This window comes from Bacillus sp. FSL K6-2944, assembly GCF_038005385.1.
In the GTDB taxonomy this organism is placed as follows: Bacteria; Bacillota; Bacilli; order Bacillales; family Bacillaceae_G; genus Bacillus_A; species Bacillus_A cereus.
In genome coordinates this window covers 2,339,424-2,358,940 of sequence record NZ_JBBOTE010000001.1, presented here as the reverse complement: position 1 = coordinate 2,358,940, position 19,517 = coordinate 2,339,424, and the positions used below count along the sequence as shown (strand labels likewise).

Sequence of the window (19,517 nt, the reverse complement as noted above, 5' to 3'; positions counted from 1 at the left end):
GAGTATTAATCCTCTTTCCCTTTTTTCAAACAAGCAAGAATAGGAAGGTGGTTCACATGACATTACAAGTTCCAACAATATTAATTGGTTTAGGTGGAATCGGTAGTACTGTGACGCATCAAATATATGAAAAACTGCCTGAAGAGCGCCGGAAAAAGGTAGCAATGCACGTATTTGATACAGATGTGAATACATTAAGTAAATTCGATCATATTCGAAAGTTTAAGACACAAACAAGTTCTAGTAAAACGCCTAGGGAGTATATTGCGGGAGATCCAACGATCCCAGAGTGGTTTCCGATGGATCCGACTATACTTGATAAACCATTAACAGAAGGAGCAGGACAGTTACGCGTCATTTCACGTTTAGCGTTACGTGCTGCGATGAAAGAAGATAAATTGACGTCTTTTTGGCAAGAAATCGAGAAAATTTTTCCGGTTACAAGTGATCAAACGGAATATGGTGTGCGTGTCATTATAGTAACATCACTAGCAGGCGGAACAGGTTCAGGGATGTTTCTGCAAATTGCTTTATATTTACGTGAAATGCTTCGGAAGAAATTACAGCATCATAACATTTTAATACGCGGTGCGTTTTTAATGCCGGATGTTTTAGTAAAGACGAGAACGGTTAGCGCGAAAGAATTTGAAACGGTGCAAGCAAATGGCTATGCATCGTTAAAAGAATTACATGCTATTACGCTCGGGTCTACTGGAGAATTATCAAAACGCGGCGGTGTAACAATTGAATTAGAGTATCGCCCTGATCAAGTAGATGAAGACGGAAGAACGAATCATACAATTAAACAACATCATTTACCGTACAATTATTGTTTCTTATACGATTACGAAAACCTACATGGACACCATTTACACAATTTATCAGACTATATGGAACAGATGGCAAATACAATTTATTTACAGTTATTTAGCCCGATGTCCACAAGTCATTTTGCACAGGAAGACAATCAAATTCAGCAATTAGCAGAATCAAGCGGAAAAGGACGATATTGCGGGGCAGGAACAGCAAAACTCATTTATCCATATGAACATGTGTTAAAATATTGTGCTTTAAAATGGGCTGTGCAAGGTTTAGATGAATCGTGGCTTCATTTAGATCAACTGTTTCAAGAGAAGAAGCAAAGATACGATCAAGATGTAAAACGTGGGATGCAACGTGAAAAGCCGGAGAGAGGTAAAAGTTATTTAGAGGACTTGGAGCATCTTGCTACCCGTCCAGAGCAAGCTCATATTTTCTATAGACAAATGTACAATGAAACACGTGAAGGAGCAGAGGGTGGTAAGCTCGGAGTTGCGAAATCAAAACTGTTTTTAGAAGCTGTAGAAAGTTATGTACAACGAACGGTGCAAAAAGATGAGGAATTAAATCGTCTGCAACATGAGTGTAAAATTTCAGCTACGAAACTGAAAATGATGGAACAAATGAAGGGTGAAGTGGCAAGAGTGGATCATGCGGTTCGTTTATATGCGTATGCGATTCCGAGCCGGGTACATGAACATGTAACGACACTTTTATATGACATGATTGAATCAGACCGCTTTTCACCAAGTGGTTCTGAAGGGCAGTCCTATCAATTAAATACATGGTTTTTAAAGAAAACAGATCCCGTTCACCCAGTAGCAGCACGTTTTATGTTATATGAAATTCGAAAGCAGTTAGTAGAAAAAATGAATCGACTACATGAAAATAATGAACAAAAGCGTAATGTAATTCAAAATTACGATAAAAAATTTAATGTGGGTAATATTGATGGAACGGTAACGGCTGTACGCCGAGTAGAAATTGCTCAACAACAAGGCTGGTTCGGAAAAATGATTAATAATCAGCAACGTTTATTCAAAAGAGAATTTGAAGACATCGTAACGCAATATGTACACAAATTAAATGAATATCGAAAAGAAATGCTATTAGAACTTGTATATCAATCGCTATATCAAGCAGTTAATAAAATGATTCAATATTGGGAAAGATTTTTTGATAATTTACATGAAACACGTGAAAATTTACTGTTTGAAATCCAAAAGCGCAGTAAGGAATTTGAAGGGAAAACAAACCCGACGAATGTATATGTATTAGCTGAGGAACAGCTGCAAGAAAAGATATGGCAAGATATGCAGCAACATTTAAATTTAGGTGTACTACCGAAAGATATATCAGCGGAAATTTATATGAGTTTGTACGGGGAATATTGTCGTGATGCGAAAACAGAAGAGATTCAGTCGAAAAAGGTAGAGGATTTCTACCGAGAACATATACTGAGCTATTGTTATGACGAACTGCAAGTACGCTATCGTGATAAATTAGAACTGAATATTATTGAAGCGTTGCGAAAAGAAGCAGATTATAAGAAACGTGATCGCGATGAATACGTTCGTGAAAAAATTGAAGACCTGTTCCATTTAGCGAGTCCATTCGTTCCGAAAGTTGCTCATCATAGGGAATTACAATATTGGGGTATACATCCTTCTTTAAAGAAAGAGTTGCAAGAGGAATTAATTCAAGAAATGTTTAAAGAAAAAGATACAGTACATGAAGCCTTTTCGCCATTTGAAGTGATCTGTTATCGAGCGCATTACGGCTTATCGCTGCAAGACTTTCCTAAATTATCATCAGGACATATTTCAAATGGATTTATGAATGATAAAGGTGACTATTTCCAATCGTATTATCGCCGTGTAAACAAATTAAATAGTAAAAAATCTAGTTTAACGCCGCATTTAGATAAGTATTGGCACTTACCAGCCTTTATGCCAGATTTAAACGCGACTCAAACAAAATTAGATTATGATAAATGTAATCGTGCATTACTATACGCATATATGTATCGCTGGATTAGTTTAGTTGCTGTTGATGGACAGTTTGTGTATCAATATAACGGTGTAGGCCGTAGCTTTTTAATTCAGTCGATGGGGAAAAATATTTCAAGCGAAAGTTATAAATTACACAGAGCGTTGCTTCATAATCCGTTTATTTATGAAAACATCTTGTCACGATTTGAAGAAGAGCAAGAAAAGGCGATGATACAAGGTGGACATTTATATACACATCCGTTCGTATTAGGAGCCCAAGATGTAAGATGGCTTAGAAAAGAACATGTCCACAATCTTTTAGATATGATTTTAATGTATGACCGTGAAGCGAAGTATGATCCGACGTTAGAAGAAACATCAGATGAATTATTAAGACTATTCCTTGATGAAATCGAGTTGTATTTCCAGAACTATTACGGTACAGGTGCCGATATGGTGGCAAAGAAAGAGAAAGAAATGTTTATTAAACAATTGTGGGATCGCTCGCATGCAAAAGGATATGTAGATCCAAATAGCGCTCCGTATAAAAAATGGCAAAATTTATTAGGTGTTCAAGATGAAGAAGAAATGTCAAAAACGAATGTATAATGAATGAAAAGGGAATCCTTAAAAGTGGCAAGACAACTTTAGAAAAGAGGGATTCTGATGCCGTTTTTAGGAAGTGTATATCAAATATTTGGGTTATATCCGGAACTTTATTATGGGATGATTTCAGCGGAGCTGCAAGAGGAAGCTCAGAAGGAGCATCTTGAAACTAGTAGTGCAGAAGCTGAAGCGGAAGAATAAAAAAAGTGCAGATGAAAATCTGCACTTTTTTGTTAGTATTAAAATGGTAAAATAACCTCAAATGAATTATTATTTTTAAATAATAATTCATTTGAGGTTATTTTGATTTTCATTGCATTGTATGCAATGAAAATTGTATGAAAATCAATGTAATAAAATGTGTATGAATATTAAGGTGGAAAACAACAATGTTTTTGAGAAAATAATTATGTATAAAAATAACATTTGATACATAATCAACCGATTATTTTTGATTGATTTATTATTGACAATATAATTAATTGTATGATAAATTCAATCAGCATTCTTAATGGTTTTTTTGTACCATTAATATTTTGAAAATTCAATATGTCATAAGGAGATTGATTTTTCTGTTTTTTTAGGTGGGTTACTAAGTCTATAGGGGAAGTGAACTATGTATATTTTTATTTTTAAAATAGAACAGTAATAAAGAATGTAACAAGTAAGAGATAAACTTGAAAAAGAGGTTTCAAAGAATGAGTCTTTTCATAAAGAAAGCAATGGATGAAGAAAAGAAAAAAGTATTGAATCAAACTTTAGGAGCGATTGATCTAACTCTTTTAGGAATTGGAGCAATTATTGGTACAGGTATTTTCGTATTAACTGGTATTGTAGCAGCGAAACATGCTGGTCCAGCGATTGTATTATCTTTTGTATTAGCGGCAATTATATGTGCATGTGTAGCTTTCTGTTATGCTGAATTTGCATCTACAGTTCCAGTTTCGGGAAGTGTATATTCATATACATATATGACACTAGGTGAGATTTTTGCATTTATAGTTGGCTGGTGTGTTATGCTGGAGTATTTATTAGCGACTTCTGCGGTTGCAGCAGGCTGGTCAGCATATTTTCAGTCATTGCTACTAGGTTTTAATATTCACATTCCTACGATTTTTGCTTCGGCACCAGGAATGGGGAAGGGTGGAATCATTGATTTACCAGCAGTTCTTATTATTTTAGTTGTTACATTTTTATTAAGCCGTGGTGCAAAAGAAAGTGCACGAATAAATAATATAATGGTTATTATTAAACTGGCTGTTATTGTAGGATTTATTGTTGTAGGGACACAATATGTAAGACCAGAGAATTGGCAACCATTTCTACCGTTTGGTTTTCACGGTGTGGTAGGAGGCGCTGCTACTGTATTTTTTGCTTTTTTAGGATTTGATGCAGTTGCAACAGCCGCAGAAGAAGTGAAGCGTCCACAACGTAACGTGCCAATTGGGCTACTTGTTTCCTTGTTCATTTGTACGGTTCTATATGTAGGTGTTTCATTCGTGTTAACTGGAATGGTTCCGTTTACGGAATTAAATGTTGCTGATCCGGTTGCATATGCGTTGCGCACTGTAGGAGAAGATAGAATTGCTGGGTTGTTATCGGTCGGAGCGATAGCAGGGCTAACAACAGTTCTGTTAGTAGCTATGTTTGCATTTGTTCGTGTATCTTACTCGATGAGTCGAGATGGATTGTTACCAAAAAGACTTTCAAGTGTTCATAAACGTTTACAAACTCCATTTTTTAATACATGGGTTACAGGTATACTAGCAGCTTTATTAGCGGGATTAGTGGATTTGAATTTATTAGCTAATTTAGTGAATATGGGAACGATAACAGCGTTTGTGTTTGTATCTATAGCTGTCATTGTATTAAGAAAGACACATCCTAATATGAAGAGGCCATTCCGTGCTCCTCTAGTACCTTTTTTACCTATCGTTTCGATAGTAAGTTGTATATATTTAGCTTTGAACCTTTCTAAGCTTACTTTAATTAGTTTTGTTGCATGGATTATAGTAGGTGTTTTCATATATTTTGTATATGCTAAAAAACATAGTAATGTTAGAAATAGAAATAAAGTATAGTCCATTGAAATAATACTTGTAATGGAAATGAAAACACGCTACTTATTCATATAAGAACAAGTAGCGTGTTTTTTCTATTTAATAATCCCATTTTCTAAAATTTTAATAGTTGGTGCCACTTTCACATTAGCTTTTGAAAAGGCACTCGGCCAATCATCTTCAACTTGTTTCCATTCTTTATATTGAAACGCTCTCGCATAATCACCAAATCCGAATGGATCAAGTTGCTGTTTTTGAATGTTGTGGATTAAATCGTTCAAATCTTTGTTTAGTTGTTTTGTAATAAGAGAAGTTAATTTCTTTCTATCTTTGTCTATATCCATATTGAATGTAAGTTCAGAGACAGCAATTTTTAAATCCATTTTAACATGAAATTTGAAGTGGTTATCGCTATAATCTGTATGGATATCACGATTCATGCTAAGAACATTTATTGTTACGAAATCGCCGCCATCGGTATCTTTTAAATCACTATTACTTTCAACTGAAGTAGAAGGGATTTTCAATGTAAGCGAAACCGGTGTATTCGCTTTCTTTTGTAACAAAAGAAGAAGGGCGCTTTCATAACGATTTAATGACATTTTATAAATTCCGCGAGAAGTTAATAGCGCGGAACCAGTAACGATAACATCCTTTTTACCTTTTTTTATTTCTGAAATAGCAGGTGTTATACCTTTATTAAACGTTTGCCTGTGAAATTCATGGAATGTCGTAAAAACGGTCCGATTGTACAGTTTGTTCGTATTAATTAAATCTGTTAAATACTCGGGAAGGGCAGGCTTATCTTTAAAGTTATTATATATAACTGAAGAAATTGGACCGTCTACTGCAACCATGCGCATGTTTCCAGTGTTTTTAGGATCACGATACCAAACATCAAGGTAAGGCATAGCCCCTTCTTGTTTTAAAAAATTTGTGCTAAATAAAATGAGCTGTAACTTTTCTGTAGATACTAAACCGCCACTTGAGCTATTAAACGTTGCTTTTGCTTCTCGAGGTGTACGTACTTTCGCTTCATGTGTTTCGTACTTTTTTTCTACGTCTTCATTAAAAATAGGATTCACGTGGTACACAATTAATTTTCCTTTTGCTTTTGCGTCAAAGCCGTAAATTAATGAAATCGATTGTTTTTCTAAGTCGAGTCGATCTCCACAGCCTGTTAAAAAGGTTATGAGAAAGTAAAGTATAGTGAAATGAATAAAGCGCCTCATTTAAACTCTTCTCCTTTTCCAATGCTGATAAAGTGTCATGTATAAGAGAAATACGACTGGGAATAGAAAAACGATAAAATAACTAGCAGTTCCCCAAAATTCCCGCAACGCACTTATCTGATAAGAAGAAGGGATATAAAAGAATAAGATGAAAATACACCCGAATAATAAAACATAAATAGGTAATGAACTGCCTTTTTTGTTAAGAAATTGATTAATTCCATCTGAAGCAGTGAAAATATAAGGAATACAGGAATCAAAAATAATAAAGAGATAAAATGACAAAAAGATAATTTCAAATCGCTCAAGAAATGAGAAGTGAAACGGTGTAACAAGAGAAAGAGTCGGCCATAAAAACTTTGTTATACCATCTGGACTAAAATAAACAAAAGAGACAAAGGTGACTTGAAGATAAATAAATAGCGTAATCAAATTCGCAAGAACAATTCCTTTTTTTGCAGATGATTTATTACTGAGATAAGGATAAAGGACAAATGCAAACTCAAATCCGAGAAACGCAATGATAGTTGATTTTACTGTGTTTAAAACTGGTATCCAGCCTTCTTTAAGAAGAGGAAGAAGATAAATCCAATGCCCATCTTTAAGCGGAATAAACAATAGAAAAGGCATCCATAGTGTGAAAAATACAGTGAAAACAGCATAGCGACTTATAATAAGAACGCCTTTACATGCTAGCATTAACATTGGAATAGATAGTAAAATCATAATTAAAAACATTGGAGTTCTAGGTAAAATCCAAATGTGAATAACGTATAAGAGGGAAAAAATTAAGGAAATAGCTGCAAGGACAGCATATAAAATCCAAAAAATCATTCCTACTCTTCCTAGCCACTTCCCAAGATAACGAGTTAGCACATCGAGTAAAGTATATCCAGGATGCTTTTCCATAATTTTCACAATACATAAACTGACTAAAGTAGTGAGAGCACATCCAATAATAATAGACATCCAGCCATCTGTATTTGCCCCTTGTGCAACTTCACGCGGAAGTGTAAGGACACCGAATCCTACTTGAACACCACTAATCGTTAAAATGTATTGAAATAAACTAATCTCCCTCTTTGCACGTTTTGTCACTTATTATCCTCCTTTTCCTCAACATCTCTTTGCCGGTTATCTTGTTTTAATTGTAGAGATAGTGGCCGTTTCTTCATAATTTTCCATGGGAAACGTACAAGGGTATCTTTTAAATCCGAAGCAAATAACGGAGAAAAAGGACTACCATAAGGAACACCGAGAGATTCCATAGAAAGTATATGAATAATAATGATCGCCATCCCAACCATAATTCCAATGACGCCAAATAAAGAGGCGGCTATCATCATTGGGAATCGAAGAAGCCGAATTCCTGCTGACATTTCTAAGTTAGGAATAATGAAGGAGGCAACCGCAGTAATTGATACGACGATAACCATAACGTTACTAACAATCCCAGCTTGAACGGCAGCTTGTCCAATTACAATTCCTCCTACGACGCCGATTGTTTGCCCAACAGGTCCAGGAAGCCGAATCGCTGCTTCTCGGAGCATTTCGAGAACTAATTCCATTAATAAAGCTTCTAATATGGGAGGAAAAGGAATTTTGGCTCGAGATTCTCCAATCGTTAACAACAATTTGAGCGGAATCACTTCATAATGGAAGGAAATCATAGCAATATAAAGAGCAGGAGCAAATATTGCAATAAATAGCCCAGTGAAACGAAGGAGTCGTATAAAAGATGGAATCATAGGTCTGAAGCTGTAATCATCTATCGTCTGAAAAAAGGATGAAAAGGTCATAGGTCCTATTAATACGCCTGGTGAGCGATCTACAACAACGGCAATTCGCCCATCAAGAATATGATGTGCTGTTGTGTCGGGGCGTTCAGTTATTGATAATTGCGGAAAGAGAGTAAATGAATTATCTTCAACAAACCCCTCTAATTCACCAGTAGTAAGAATCGCATCAACTTTTACTGACTCGATACGGGATGCCATTTCTTTTACGACATTTTCGTTCGCAACATCTGCTAGATAAAGCAAAAAAACCTTTGAAGTAGCTCGTTCACCAACAGTGAATTCCTTCACTTTCAGTTCGCGATTTGGAATATATCGACGAATAAGTGCAAGGCTGTCGCTCGCTACTTCATTAAATCCTTCGTGTGAGCTTTTTATGGAGCTCTCTGTTGTAGGTTCTTCAATACTCCTTTTTGGTGCCGCTTGTGTATCGAGCTCTAAAGCGGATAGTTGTCCGTTTATAAATAAAATACTTTTGCCGTGTAAAAGAGATTGTTCAATGTCTGTCCACTGTTGAACTTTTTTAATATTTCCGATAGAAACAGAGGCTTTCCAAAAATCGTCTTCATTCCACTCTTTAAATAAGAGAGGACGAAGAATGTTTACGTTAATAACAGTTTTGTCTACAAGTCCTTCCATATATATGAGTGCAGCTTCCTGTCCGTTTTTTAATGGAAAAGTGCGTGTTATTAATTCTGGAATACCGCTAAACAGTTTGGACAAGTGCTTTAAATTAAGGGAAAGGGAAGAAGAGATAGATTTATTTAATGCGTAATCAGCTTGCTCTTGGGTAGAAAGAGATTTTTCACCACGAATCCATTTATTAAAAGACCCCATTTGTTCGCTTACTCCTTGTTATGTTTTATCCCGATTGGTGAGGGCTGATAATCAGTGGGGGATGAAGAAAACCCCCCACTGATTAAAGTTTCACTTTATATGGGTTATTATGGATAGTTACAAGCTGACATATGCGTAGTTTAAATTTTATATTGTATATTTTTAACTTTAACGCTATAATTATAGTGTTAAAGATGGAATCGTGATATGACCTGTTATGACTCTATCGTTTTATTTATGAATAACTGGATTGGTATTTTAGCAAGATGTGCTAATAAACTACTCCACCATGATAATAACGTGCCGAAATGCGGTGCGTATATTTTCGTGGTGGAGTTTTTTTATTCTCAAAAAGGGGGAAAGACCATGAATAACAACATGGTTCATATTACAATTGACGGAAAAAAGTATACAGCGGAGCCCGGTTCAACGATATTGGGTGTTATTAATGAGAACGGGATTGAACATCCGCAAATTTGTTACGTGCCAGAAGTAGATCCTATTCAAACATGTGACACTTGTATTGTAGAAGTTGACGGAAAGTTAATGCGTTCTTGTTCGACGATAGCAACGGAAGGTATGAACATTGAACGTGCTTCTGTTCGCGCAAAAGAAGCACAAACAGAGGCGATGGATCGGTTACTAGAAAATCATTTATTATACTGTACAGTATGTGACAACAACAATGGGAACTGTAAACTGCATAATACAGCAGAATTAATGGAAATTGAACATCAAAAATATCCGTATGAACCGAAAGTAGATGTAAGTGAAGTTGATATGACGCATCCGTTTTATCGCTATGATCCTAATCAATGTATTGCATGCGGTCAATGCGTTGAGGTGTGTCAAAACTTACAAGTAAATGAAACGTTATCGATAGACTGGGAAGCGGAACGCCCACGAGTTATTTGGGATGAAGGAGTAAATATTAATGATTCTTCATGCGTTAGCTGTGGTCAATGTGTAACGATTTGTCCTTGTAACGCTTTAATGGAGAAAACGATGCTCGGTGAAGCTGGATTTATGACGGGATTAAAACCAGATATTCTTGAACCGATGGTAGATTTAATTAAAGAAGTTGAGCCTGGATATAGCGGTATTTTTGCGGTATCAGAAGTGGAAGCGGCCATGCGTGATACTCGTACGAAGAAAACGAAAACAGTATGTACATTTTGTGGTGTAGGTTGTTCGTTTGAAGTGTGGACGAAGGGGCGTAAAATTCTTAAAGTACAGCCATCTTCAGATGCACCAGTTAACGCAATTTCCACTTGTGTAAAAGGGAAATTTGGTTGGGATTTCGTAAATTCTAAAGAACGAATAACAAAACCTTTAATTCGTAAAAATGGAACGTTTGTTGAATCTACATGGGAAGAAGCACTGAATGTAGTTGCAAATAAATTAGGCGCTATTAAAGAAGAGTACGGTAAAGGTTCTATCGGATTTATTTCTTCCTCTAAAATTACAAATGAAGACAATTATGTAATTCAAAAATTAGCTCGACAAGTATTTGGAACGAATAATATTGATAACTGCTCACGTTATTGCCAATCACCAGCAACGGATGGTTTGTTCCGTACAATTGGTATGGGCGGTGATGCCGGAACGATTAAAGATATTGCGCAATCTGGTCTTGTTATTATTGTAGGATGTAATCCGACAGAAGGTCATCCTGTTCTAGCTACACGTATTAAACGTGCACATAAATTACACGGACAAAAGTTAATTGTAGCTGATCTTCGTAAAACCGAAATGGCAGAGCGATCAGATGTCTTTATTAGTCCAAAACAAGGAACAGATCAAGTTTGGTTAATGGCTGTTACGAAATATATGATTGATCAAGGTTGGCATGATCAGGAATTCATTAATGAGAATGTAAACTTCTTTGAAGATTTCAAAGAAAGCCTAGAGGAATATACACTTGAATATGCAGAAGAAGTAACAGGCATTTCAAAAGAAACGCTTATTCAAATGGCTGGAATGATTCGTGATGCAGATGGTACATGTATCCTTTGGGGTATGGGGGTAACGCAAAATACAGGTGGTTCTGATACTTCCGCTGCAATTTCAAACTTACTTCTTGCAACAGGGAACTACCGTCGTCCAGGAGCAGGCGCATACCCACTTCGAGGCCACAATAACGTACAAGGTGCTTGTGATATGGGTACTTTACCAGGATGGCTTCCAGGATATCAGCACGTTACTAACGAAATGGAACGTGCGAAATTTGAAACTGCTTACGGAGTGAAAATTGATAGTGAACCAGGTCTTAATAATATCGAAATGCTTCACGCAATTGACGAAGGAAAAATGAAAGCAATGTATCTTGTCGGAGAAGATATGGCTCTTGTAGATTCTAATGCAAATCATGTACATGAAGTGTTATCGAGCCTTGATTTCTTCGTTGTGCAAGATGTTTTCCTTTCTAAAACTGCTCAATATGCAGATGTTGTATTACCAGCAGCGCCATCTCTTGAGAAAGAAGGTACTTTCACAAATACAGAGCGCCGTGTCCAAAGATTATATCAAGTTCTTCCTACGCTAGGAGATGCGAAACCAGACTGGTGGATCGTCCAGGAAGTTGCGAATAAACTAGGTGCAAACTGGAATTATAGCCACCCAAGTGAAATCTTTGCTGAGATGGCAAGTTTATCACCATTGTTCTCGCAAGCGAACTATGAAGTGCTTGAAGGATGGAACAGTTTCCATTGGGGAAGTTTTGATGGAACGAATACACCACTTCTGTTCCAAGACGGATTTAACTTCCCAGATAAAAAGGCTCGTTTTGCGATTGCTGACTGGGTACGTCCAGCTGAATTTCCAGCTGAGTTTGACCTTCACATTAACAACGGTCGTATGCTTGAGCATTTCCATGAAGGGAATATGACAAATAAATCAACAGGTATTCAAACGAAAGTACCTGGTGTTTTCGTTGAAATCTCTCCAGACCTTGCAAAAGAACGTGGCGTAAAAACAGGTTCGTTAGTTCGTCTTGTCTCTCCTTTTGGAGCATTAAAATTACGTGCACTCGTTACAGATCGTGTAAAAGCGAATGAGTTATATTTACCGATGAACTCTACAGATAACGAAACGGCAATTAATTTCTTAACAGGTCCTGCTGTGGATGTACGTACGAATACACCTGCGTATAAACAAACAAAAGTACGTATGGAAGTATTAGAAGTTGATGGCGAAAATCCGATGCCAAAAGCGAACCCACGCAATAAAAAACGTCACCCACAAGCTGGAATTGAGGTACATCGTAAGTGGGCACGTCCAGGGTATGTGCATTTAACGGATAAGTAGGAGGAGAAAACTATGGCTGCACCTATAAAAATGATTCAAAAACAAGAATTAACTGAGGAAGAAATAAAACAGCAAAAGTTAGATGATTTAAAAGAGCTTCTAACTAATAATGAAGAAGCTCTAAATCAGATGTTTAATATAGTAGGGGAATTAAATGACATTGGAATGCTAGAAGCTGCAAATTCAATGCTAAAAGCGAAAGAACCAATTGCGAAAATTGTTCTAGGTCAAGTAACTCGTGAGCCTGTTACAAATTTAATTAATAATATGATGGGCGCTGCAGGTGCGTTAACTGAACTTGACCCAGAACTTACGAAAAAGCTTATAGGTAGTTTATTAGTCGGGCTAGAAGAAGGTAATGAACATCTAGAAAGTAATAAAAAAGTAGGGGTATTCGATCTTATGAAAGTATTGAAAGACCCAGATATTAACCGTGCTATCGGGTTTGGGCTTCATTTCTTAAAAGGTATGGGGAAAGGGTTAAAAGACGAATAAACTTCATGAAGTGAACCTTTCCGCCCAAATATTTGTAGGAAATAGTTTGGGCGGAAGGCTCATTTTGGTAAAATATATAATAGAGTAAAATGAGGCTTTTGGGAGGTATAATTGTATGTCAAAAAAAGTACATGAATTTAATGATATGATACGAAAACTTCGAAAGGAACTTTTCGGAAAAGGACCAGAACGAATTCATACTGTTTTTGCGGAAAATATGGCTATAGCGACTCTTTATGGAAACTTAACACCTACTGAAAAATTTATTTCAAGTACGATGGACGGTGCGGAAATGGTTCATATGGCTAGAACGAAAATGATTCAAGAAGTGTATGCTGCGAATTCCCGTGAACATTTGGAGGAACTTGTTGGAGCGAAATTAGTGAATTTGTTTTCAGATATGAAAGTAGAAGAAGATATTGCAGTTTCTGTATTTGTTTTTGATAAAAATATAACGTGAGAGAAGGATACTGATCGTGAAACCGATACAGGTAGAAAGAGAAATCTTTCGTTATGAACAGGGAGCATTTAAACATATAGAGGACAGCATTGTAACAGAGTTTCCTGTCACCATTAAAATGAACGGACAGGAGTTTGTTACAATGGTTAGTACTCCAGAATATATAGAAGATATGGTAATAGGCTTCTTGGCGTCTGAAGGAATCATTCGGAAGTATGAAGACATTGATAGTGTATGGGTGCAGGAGAAAGAAGGATTTGTGCATATAACAACGACAAAAGTAAATCCGTATTATGAACAAATGCAAAATAAACGCTATATTACGTCTTGTTGTGGTATGAGTAGGCAAGGGTTTGTTTTTGCAAATGATGCACTAAGTGCAAAAAAAATGAAGGGTGTCCATGTACAGGTTGCTGCCGATGATTGTTTTCGGTTAATGAAAGAAATGCAGCAATCTGCGGATACGTTTCATCGTACTGGTGGGGTTCATAATGCAGCTTTATGTGATGTTAATGGTATTATTTTAAGCCGAATGGATATTGGTAGGCATAATGCACTAGACAAAATTTACGGTTATTGTTTAAGAAACGATATTTCTATAAAAGATAAAATCATTGTTTTTAGTGGTCGTATTTCTTCGGAAATATTATTGAAAGTTGCAAAAATCGGTTGTGAAATTATACTATCAAAATCAGCTCCAACTGAGTTAGCTTTGCAACTAGCGGAAGATTTAGGTATTACGACAATAGGATTTATTCGTAATCACTCCTTAAATGTATATACCCATCCAGAACGTGTTTTAAATATAAAATAAAAGTGAGGCAATGAAGATGAAATCAGTTACATTAGACAAGTTGCAACGTCCGTTAAAGGATTTACGTATTTCAGTTACTGATCGCTGTAATTTTCGCTGCCGATATTGTATGCCAGAAGAAATATTTGGTCCTGATTACTCGTTTTTGTCTAATGATAAAATTTTATCTTTTGATGAAATTGAAAGGATAACACGTATTTTCGTTTCTTTAGGTGTGAGAAAATTACGGATTACAGGCGGAGAACCGTTACTTCGAAGAGGGCTTCCAAAGCTTATTGAGCGCCTTAATAAAATTGATGGTGTAGAAGATATCGGTTTAACAACCAATGGATCGTTACTTAAAAAGTTTGCTCCTGATTTATATAAGGCGGGACTATCACGTGTAACAGTTAGCTTAGATTCCTTAGAAGAAGAGCGGTTTTTCTATTTAAATGGTAATAGGAGCAAAGTGCAAAGGGTTCTGGAAGGAATACAGGCTGCAGCTGAAGTTGGAATGAAAATTAAAATAAACATGGTCGTTCAAAAGGGAAAAAACGAACAGGACATTTTGCAGATGGCGCAATATTTTAAGGAAAATAAGCATATTCTTCGTTTTATTGAGTATATGGATGTTGGAAATTATAATGGTTGGGATTTAAAAGAGGTCGTCTCTAAACAAGAAATAGTAGATACGATTCATCAAGTTATGCCGTTAGAACGGATAGAAGCAAATTATTCTGGTGAAGTGGCTACTAGGTATCGTTATATAGGAAGCGATGAGGAAATAGGTATTATTTCATCAGTAACAGATTCTTTTTGCTCATCATGTACGAGAGCTCGTATTTCTGCAGAAGGAAAATTATATACTTGCTTATTTGCTTCTAAAGGAAATGATTTAAGAGAATTGCTTCGTTCTGAACATACAGATGAGGACATTACAGATGTAGTACGCGATATATGGAATAATAGGGAAGATCGTTATTCAGATGAACGCTTAAATCATACAAATAAGAAAACAATACCTAAAATTGAAATGTCACATATCGGTGGTTAATATATATAGCTAGCGTCATAGTGAAAAATGGAAAATTTACAAGAGTTGTGGATTTTCTATTTTATAGTAAAAGTGATGATTGATATCTCTGTAAAAGATGTGCAGAGAAATTAAGCAGCATTCAAAAACCTTTATTTTGAGGAGGTTTTTTGAAGCTGCTTTTTTATTTGGAGAAAATGGAGGAATGGGTAATGGCATTTCATAAGCCGGAACAAATTGCTGAGCTTGTCATTGAGGCCGGTGTTCAAAAAGTAAGACAGACATTGCCAGCGATGCTTATTCTCGGTTTTTTAGGAGGATCGTTTATTGCGATAGGTTTTTTACTTAACATTCGAGTTTTAGGGAATTTACCTGAGCGCTGGGGAAGTCTAGTGAATGTTTTAGGAGGAGCAGTATTTCCTGTTGGACTCATGCTCGTAGTATTAGCAGGAGGAGAATTAATTACGGGAAATATGATGTCACTGTCTATGGCGCTTTATGCAAAGAAAATTACATTGATAAGTGTACTGAATAACTGGGTTTGGATTACTCTCATGAACTTTATTGGGGCAATTTTCGTTGCGTATTGTTTTGGACATCTTGGCGGATTAACAGAGGGAGAGTATTTAAATAAAACAGTAGCGATAGCAGAAGGGAAGTTACATGAATCATTTGGAAGAACTTTAATTTTAGCAATTGGTTGTAATTGGCTCGTTTGTCTTGCTCTTTGGCTCGCTTACGGGACGAGTGATTTTGTCGGAAAAATCATCGGAATTTGGATTCCAATTATGGCATTTGTAGTGATTGGATTTCAGCAAGTAGTAGCAAATATGTTTGTCATTTCCGCTGTTATTTTTGCTGGTCATCTAACGTGGATGGATCTGGCTAAAAATTTTGTTCCTGTTTTTATCGGAAATGTAATTGGAGGAGCTGGGTTTGTTGGTTTTGCTTACTTTGCTTGTTATCAGAAACAACATTCTAATATGAAATAGAGTTCTTGAGAGGAAGGGTATGTAATGGCTGATCGGTATTCACGACAACAGTTGTTCAAACCAATTGGGAGTAAAGGACAAGAAAAAATTCGAAATAAACATGTGTTAATTGTAGGGGCAGGCGCATTAGGAAGTGCAAGTGCCGAAAGTTTCGTACGTGCAGGTGTTGGTAAGTTGACGATTATCGATCGTGACTACGTTGAATGGAGTAATTTACAAAGGCAACAATTGTACTCTGAACAAGATGCGAGAGAGAAAATGCCGAAAGCAATTGCTGCAAAAAATCGGCTAGAACAAATTAATTCGGAAGTACAAATACATGCTTTCGTAATGGATGCAACTTCAGAAAATATGGAAGGTCTATTAAAAAATGTAGATGTAATCATTGATGCAACAGATAATTTTGATATTCGATTTGTAATAAATGATTTATCACAAAAACATAATATTCCGTGGGTATATGGTTCTTGCGTTGGATCATATGGTATGAGTTATATAATTATTCCGCAAGAGACACCGTGTTTACATTGTATGTTGAAAAATATCCCTGTTACAGGTGTGACGTGTGATACTGCTGGGATTATTAGCCCGACTGTTCAAATCGTCGCAGCATATCAAGTGGCAGAAGCGCTCAAAATTTTAGTGGAAGATTTCTCAGCAATTAGAAAAACATTTTTCATGTTTGATATATGGAGTAATCAAAATCATTTTATAAAATTAGGGAAAATAAAAACAGACGCTTGTCTCTCATGCGGTTTGAATCGAACTTATCCTTATTTATCATACGAAAATCAAACGAAAGCAGCTGTTTTATGCGGAAGAAATACAGTTCAAATTAGAACAGTAGACAATAGGAAATACAATTTTGATGATATAGAAAAAGTATTAAAAAAACTGGGAAAAGTAGATCGGAATCCGTATTTACTATCTTGCCAATTCGATGATTACCGCATCGTTTTTTTCGGGATGGTCGTGTTTTTATTCATGGTACAAATGATATTTCGAAAGCGAAACAACTATATTATCGCGTATTCGGTTAATAGAGAGGGTGTCAACAATGGAAAGAAGAGTGCCAATTACGGTTGAAGAAGCTGTTCGTAAAGTGATGGGATTTGCTGATAAGGGCTTAAAGGAGCTATTACCAATTGAATTAGCTTATGGACGTATATTAGCAGAGGATTTAGTAGCTGACCATGATGTACCGTCATTTAATCGTTCGCCGTATGACGGATTTGCTATTCGAGCAGAAGATACTAATTTAGCAAGTTATGAAACGCCAATTGTATTTGAAGTAGTGGGTGAAATTGGTGCAGGATCGCTATTCCATGAGAAAGTAGGTCCATTTCAAGCAGTTCGAATTATGACAGGAGCACAAATTCCGAATGGGTGTGATGCGGTTGTTATGTTAGAGCTGACTCGTCAATATGAGAAGAATGGCAACAATTATATGGAAGTGAAGCGATCATTCAAAACGGGCGACAATATTTCTTTTCAAGGTGAAGATGCTCGTAAAGGAACAGTTCTTGCAAAGAAGGGATCGTACATTAATCCAGGTATTTCAGCTCTTCTTGCTACATTCGGTTATAGTGAAGTACCAGTTGCGAGAAAGCCTGTAATTGGACTGTTAGCGACTGGGAGTGAATTACTGGATGTCAATGATTCATTACAGCCAGGGAAAATCCGAAACAGTAATACGTACATGATATTGTCTCAAATTCGAAGAGCGGGCGGAAGAGTAAAATATTTTGGGAAGTTTAGTGATGATTTTAATACGTGTTTTACAGCTGTGAAAGAAGCGCTTGGCCAAGTAGATATGTTAATTACAACGGGCGGTGTATCAGTAGGAGATTATGATTATTTACCAGCTATTTACGAAAAGTTAGGTGCATCTGTTCTTTTTAATAAAGTTGCAATGCGACCAGGAAGTGTTACGACTGTAGCACAATTAAATGGCAAGTTATTATTTGGTTTATCAGGGAATCCATCAGCTTGTTACGTAGGGTTTGAATTATTCGTAAGACCGTGTATTCGGACGTATATGTTTAGTGAAAAAGTACATTTAAAAAGAGAAAAAGCGTTATTAGGAGAAGATTTTCTAAAACCGAATCCATTTACAAGATTTGTACGAGCAAAATTGCAATATGATGAGGGGAAATTAATCGCTTATCCATCAGGGTTTGATAAATCTAGCTCAGTTTCTTCATTGGCAGAATCCAACGCGTTTATCGTATTGCCGGGCGGGACAAGAGGATATAAAAAAGATATGTTTGTCGATGTTCTTTTATTAGAAGATAACGAAGGTAGTGAATGGCCTTGGACATTTCATAAAGTGAGAGGTGGTTTTAATGGGACAAGTGCTATTTGAGATTGTAGATAAACCGATTTTAGTTGAAGAAGTAACGAATAAAGTCGCAAGAAGGGAAGCAGGTGCGATTACAACATTTATTGGTACGGTGAGAGAATTAACAAAAGGAAAACGAACGCTACATTTAGAGTATGAAGCATATAAACCGATGGCAGTAAAACAACTTATGAGAATTGGTGAAGAAATTAGTGAAAGATGGCTGGATGCAAAAGTAGCAATTACGCACCGTGTAGGGCGGCTAGAAATAATGGATATTGCGGTAGTCATTGCAGTTTCATCACCGCATCGTAAAGTAGCTTATGAAGCGAATGAGTACGCGATTGAACGTATAAAACGAATCGTTCCAATTTGGAAAAAAGAATTTTGGGAAGATGGAACGATGTGGGTTGGAGATCAACTTGAAAACACACCTTATCCAGAAGGAAAACCAAAGAAGGAAGAATGAGAAAATGATTACAATTTTACTGTTTGCAAATTTGCGTGAGGAAGTTGGATCGGATCGATTAGTAATTTCAGAAAAGCAAGAAATGACAGTGCAGCAATTAAAAGAATGGCTCAAAGCCAGCTATTGTTTACAATCGCTGGATAAAGTGATGGTGGCTGTTAATGAAGAGTTTGTAATGAATGAAGAGATGATAAAAGCCGGAGATATAGTCGCATTAATCCCACCCGTTAGCGGTGGATAATAAGCTTTTTCACCAGATGAAGTGCCAAGAAAATGTTGTATATAAA

15 protein-coding genes and 1 pseudogene are annotated in these 19,517 nt (G+C 36.3%); 13 read left to right on the top strand and 3 right to left on the bottom strand.

Features of this window, described 5'->3' with window-relative positions:
* The first annotated feature begins 56 nt into the window (after nt 1-56).
* The 3 genes from MHH55_RS11890 to MHH55_RS11880 all read left to right on the top strand — a co-directional run bounded on the left by MHH55_RS11890 (nt 57) and on the right by MHH55_RS11880 (nt 5,497).
* Nucleotides 57-3,419, top strand: coding sequence for a tubulin-like doman-containing protein (locus tag MHH55_RS11890; RefSeq protein ID WP_000175123.1), 3,363 nt, complete (start codon nt 57-59; stop codon nt 3,417-3,419).
* 57 nt (nt 3,420-3,476) lie between these two features.
* Nucleotides 3,477-3,617, top strand: coding sequence for a hypothetical protein (locus MHH55_RS11885; protein WP_001116194.1), 141 nt, complete (start codon nt 3,477-3,479; stop codon nt 3,615-3,617).
* 497 nt (nt 3,618-4,114) lie between these two features.
* Nucleotides 4,115-5,497 carry an APC family permease gene (locus MHH55_RS11880; RefSeq protein ID WP_000051656.1) on the top strand — a complete coding sequence of 461 codons (1,383 nt, stop codon included), beginning with the start codon at nt 4,115-4,117 and terminating at the stop codon, nt 5,495-5,497.
* A 74-nt stretch (nt 5,498-5,571) separates the two neighbouring features.
* Here the strand turns inward: MHH55_RS11880 and gerSC are convergent, their stop codons facing one another.
* The 3 genes from gerSC to MHH55_RS11865 are packed head-to-tail and all read right to left on the bottom strand — an operon-like array spanning nt 5,572 to nt 9,341.
* On the bottom strand, nt 5,572-6,708 hold the full coding sequence (gene gerSC / locus MHH55_RS11875) for a spore germination protein GerSC (RefSeq protein WP_001252213.1): 1,137 nt from the start codon (nt 6,706-6,708) through the stop codon (nt 5,572-5,574).
* Nucleotides 6,709-7,806 carry an endospore germination permease gene (locus tag MHH55_RS11870; RefSeq protein WP_000166517.1) on the bottom strand — a complete coding sequence of 366 codons (1,098 nt, stop codon included), beginning with the start codon at nt 7,804-7,806 and terminating at the stop codon, nt 6,709-6,711.
* A complete protein-coding gene (locus MHH55_RS11865; protein ID WP_000534526.1) occupies nt 7,803-9,341 on the bottom strand; it encodes a spore germination protein in 1,539 nt (512 codons plus the stop codon). The genes MHH55_RS11870 and MHH55_RS11865 overlap by 4 nt, the downstream gene beginning before the upstream one ends.
* A gap of 366 nt (nt 9,342-9,707) precedes the next feature.
* Here MHH55_RS11865 and fdhF point away from each other — a divergent pair, with 366 nt between their 5' ends.
* The 10 genes and pseudogenes from fdhF to moaD all read left to right on the top strand — a co-directional run bounded on the left by fdhF (nt 9,708) and on the right by moaD (nt 19,471).
* A complete protein-coding gene (gene fdhF / locus MHH55_RS11860) occupies nt 9,708-12,647 on the top strand; it encodes a formate dehydrogenase subunit alpha (RefSeq protein WP_001063638.1) in 2,940 nt (979 codons plus the stop codon).
* Nucleotides 12,648-12,659: 12 nt separating this feature from the next.
* A complete protein-coding gene (locus MHH55_RS11855; RefSeq protein WP_000729897.1) occupies nt 12,660-13,142 on the top strand; it encodes a DUF1641 domain-containing protein in 483 nt (160 codons plus the stop codon).
* Nucleotides 13,143-13,257: 115 nt separating this feature from the next.
* Nucleotides 13,258-13,602: a DUF2294 domain-containing protein gene (locus MHH55_RS11850; protein ID WP_000039582.1), complete on the top strand. Its 345-nt coding sequence runs from the start codon at nt 13,258-13,260 to the stop codon at nt 13,600-13,602.
* A 16-nt stretch (nt 13,603-13,618) separates the two neighbouring features.
* Entirely contained in the window at nt 13,619-14,416 is a 798-nt protein-coding gene (fdhD, locus tag MHH55_RS11845; RefSeq protein ID WP_000802683.1) for a formate dehydrogenase accessory sulfurtransferase FdhD, read from the top strand.
* A gap of 16 nt (nt 14,417-14,432) precedes the next feature.
* Nucleotides 14,433-15,449 (top strand): GTP 3',8-cyclase MoaA, encoded by a 1,017-nt coding sequence (moaA, locus tag MHH55_RS11840; RefSeq protein WP_000844124.1) that lies wholly within the window; start codon nt 14,433-14,435, stop codon nt 15,447-15,449.
* 191 nt (nt 15,450-15,640) lie between these two features.
* Complete coding sequence (locus tag MHH55_RS11835) at nt 15,641-16,420, top strand: formate/nitrite transporter family protein (protein WP_078186406.1); 780 nt, start codon at nt 15,641-15,643, stop codon at nt 16,418-16,420.
* Between the two features lie 24 nt (nt 16,421-16,444).
* Nucleotides 16,445-17,460, top strand: a pseudogene (locus MHH55_RS11830) (molybdopterin-synthase adenylyltransferase MoeB).
* Between the two features lie 17 nt (nt 17,461-17,477).
* Entirely contained in the window at nt 17,478-18,785 is a 1,308-nt protein-coding gene (locus MHH55_RS11825) for a molybdopterin molybdotransferase MoeA (protein ID WP_000442200.1), read from the top strand.
* Nucleotides 18,766-19,230: a molybdopterin synthase catalytic subunit MoaE gene (moaE, locus tag MHH55_RS11820; protein ID WP_000531881.1), complete on the top strand. Its 465-nt coding sequence runs from the start codon at nt 18,766-18,768 to the stop codon at nt 19,228-19,230. Before MHH55_RS11825 ends, moaE begins: the two co-directional genes overlap by 20 nt.
* Before the next feature lie 4 nt (nt 19,231-19,234).
* Nucleotides 19,235-19,471 carry a molybdopterin converting factor subunit 1 gene (gene moaD, locus MHH55_RS11815; protein ID WP_000628500.1) on the top strand — a complete coding sequence of 79 codons (237 nt, stop codon included), beginning with the start codon at nt 19,235-19,237 and terminating at the stop codon, nt 19,469-19,471.
* The last annotated feature ends 46 nt before the right edge of the window (nt 19,472-19,517 follow it).

Excerpts from the sequence above, each read along its gene's own strand:
- MHH55_RS11890 (WP_000175123.1), top strand. The coding sequence starts at position 57 with ATGACATTACAAGTTCCAACAATATTAATTGGTTTAGGTGGAATCGGT.
- MHH55_RS11885 (WP_001116194.1), top strand. The coding sequence starts at position 3,477 with ATGCCGTTTTTAGGAAGTGTATATCAAATATTTGGGTTATATCCGGAA.
- MHH55_RS11880 (WP_000051656.1), top strand. The coding sequence starts at position 4,115 with ATGAGTCTTTTCATAAAGAAAGCAATGGATGAAGAAAAGAAAAAAGTA.
- gerSC (WP_001252213.1), bottom strand. The coding sequence starts at position 6,708 with ATGAGGCGCTTTATTCATTTCACTATACTTTACTTTCTCATAACCTTT.
- MHH55_RS11865 (WP_000534526.1), bottom strand. The coding sequence starts at position 9,341 with ATGGGGTCTTTTAATAAATGGATTCGTGGTGAAAAATCTCTTTCTACC.
- fdhF (WP_001063638.1), top strand. The coding sequence starts at position 9,708 with ATGAATAACAACATGGTTCATATTACAATTGACGGAAAAAAGTATACA.
- MHH55_RS11855 (WP_000729897.1), top strand. The coding sequence starts at position 12,660 with ATGGCTGCACCTATAAAAATGATTCAAAAACAAGAATTAACTGAGGAA.
- MHH55_RS11850 (WP_000039582.1), top strand. The coding sequence starts at position 13,258 with ATGTCAAAAAAAGTACATGAATTTAATGATATGATACGAAAACTTCGA.
- moaA (WP_000844124.1), top strand. The coding sequence starts at position 14,433 with ATGAAATCAGTTACATTAGACAAGTTGCAACGTCCGTTAAAGGATTTA.
- MHH55_RS11835 (WP_078186406.1), top strand. The coding sequence starts at position 15,641 with ATGGCATTTCATAAGCCGGAACAAATTGCTGAGCTTGTCATTGAGGCC.
- MHH55_RS11825 (WP_000442200.1), top strand. The coding sequence starts at position 17,478 with ATGGAAAGAAGAGTGCCAATTACGGTTGAAGAAGCTGTTCGTAAAGTG.
- moaE (WP_000531881.1), top strand. The coding sequence starts at position 18,766 with ATGGGACAAGTGCTATTTGAGATTGTAGATAAACCGATTTTAGTTGAA.
- moaD (WP_000628500.1), top strand. The coding sequence starts at position 19,235 with ATGATTACAATTTTACTGTTTGCAAATTTGCGTGAGGAAGTTGGATCG.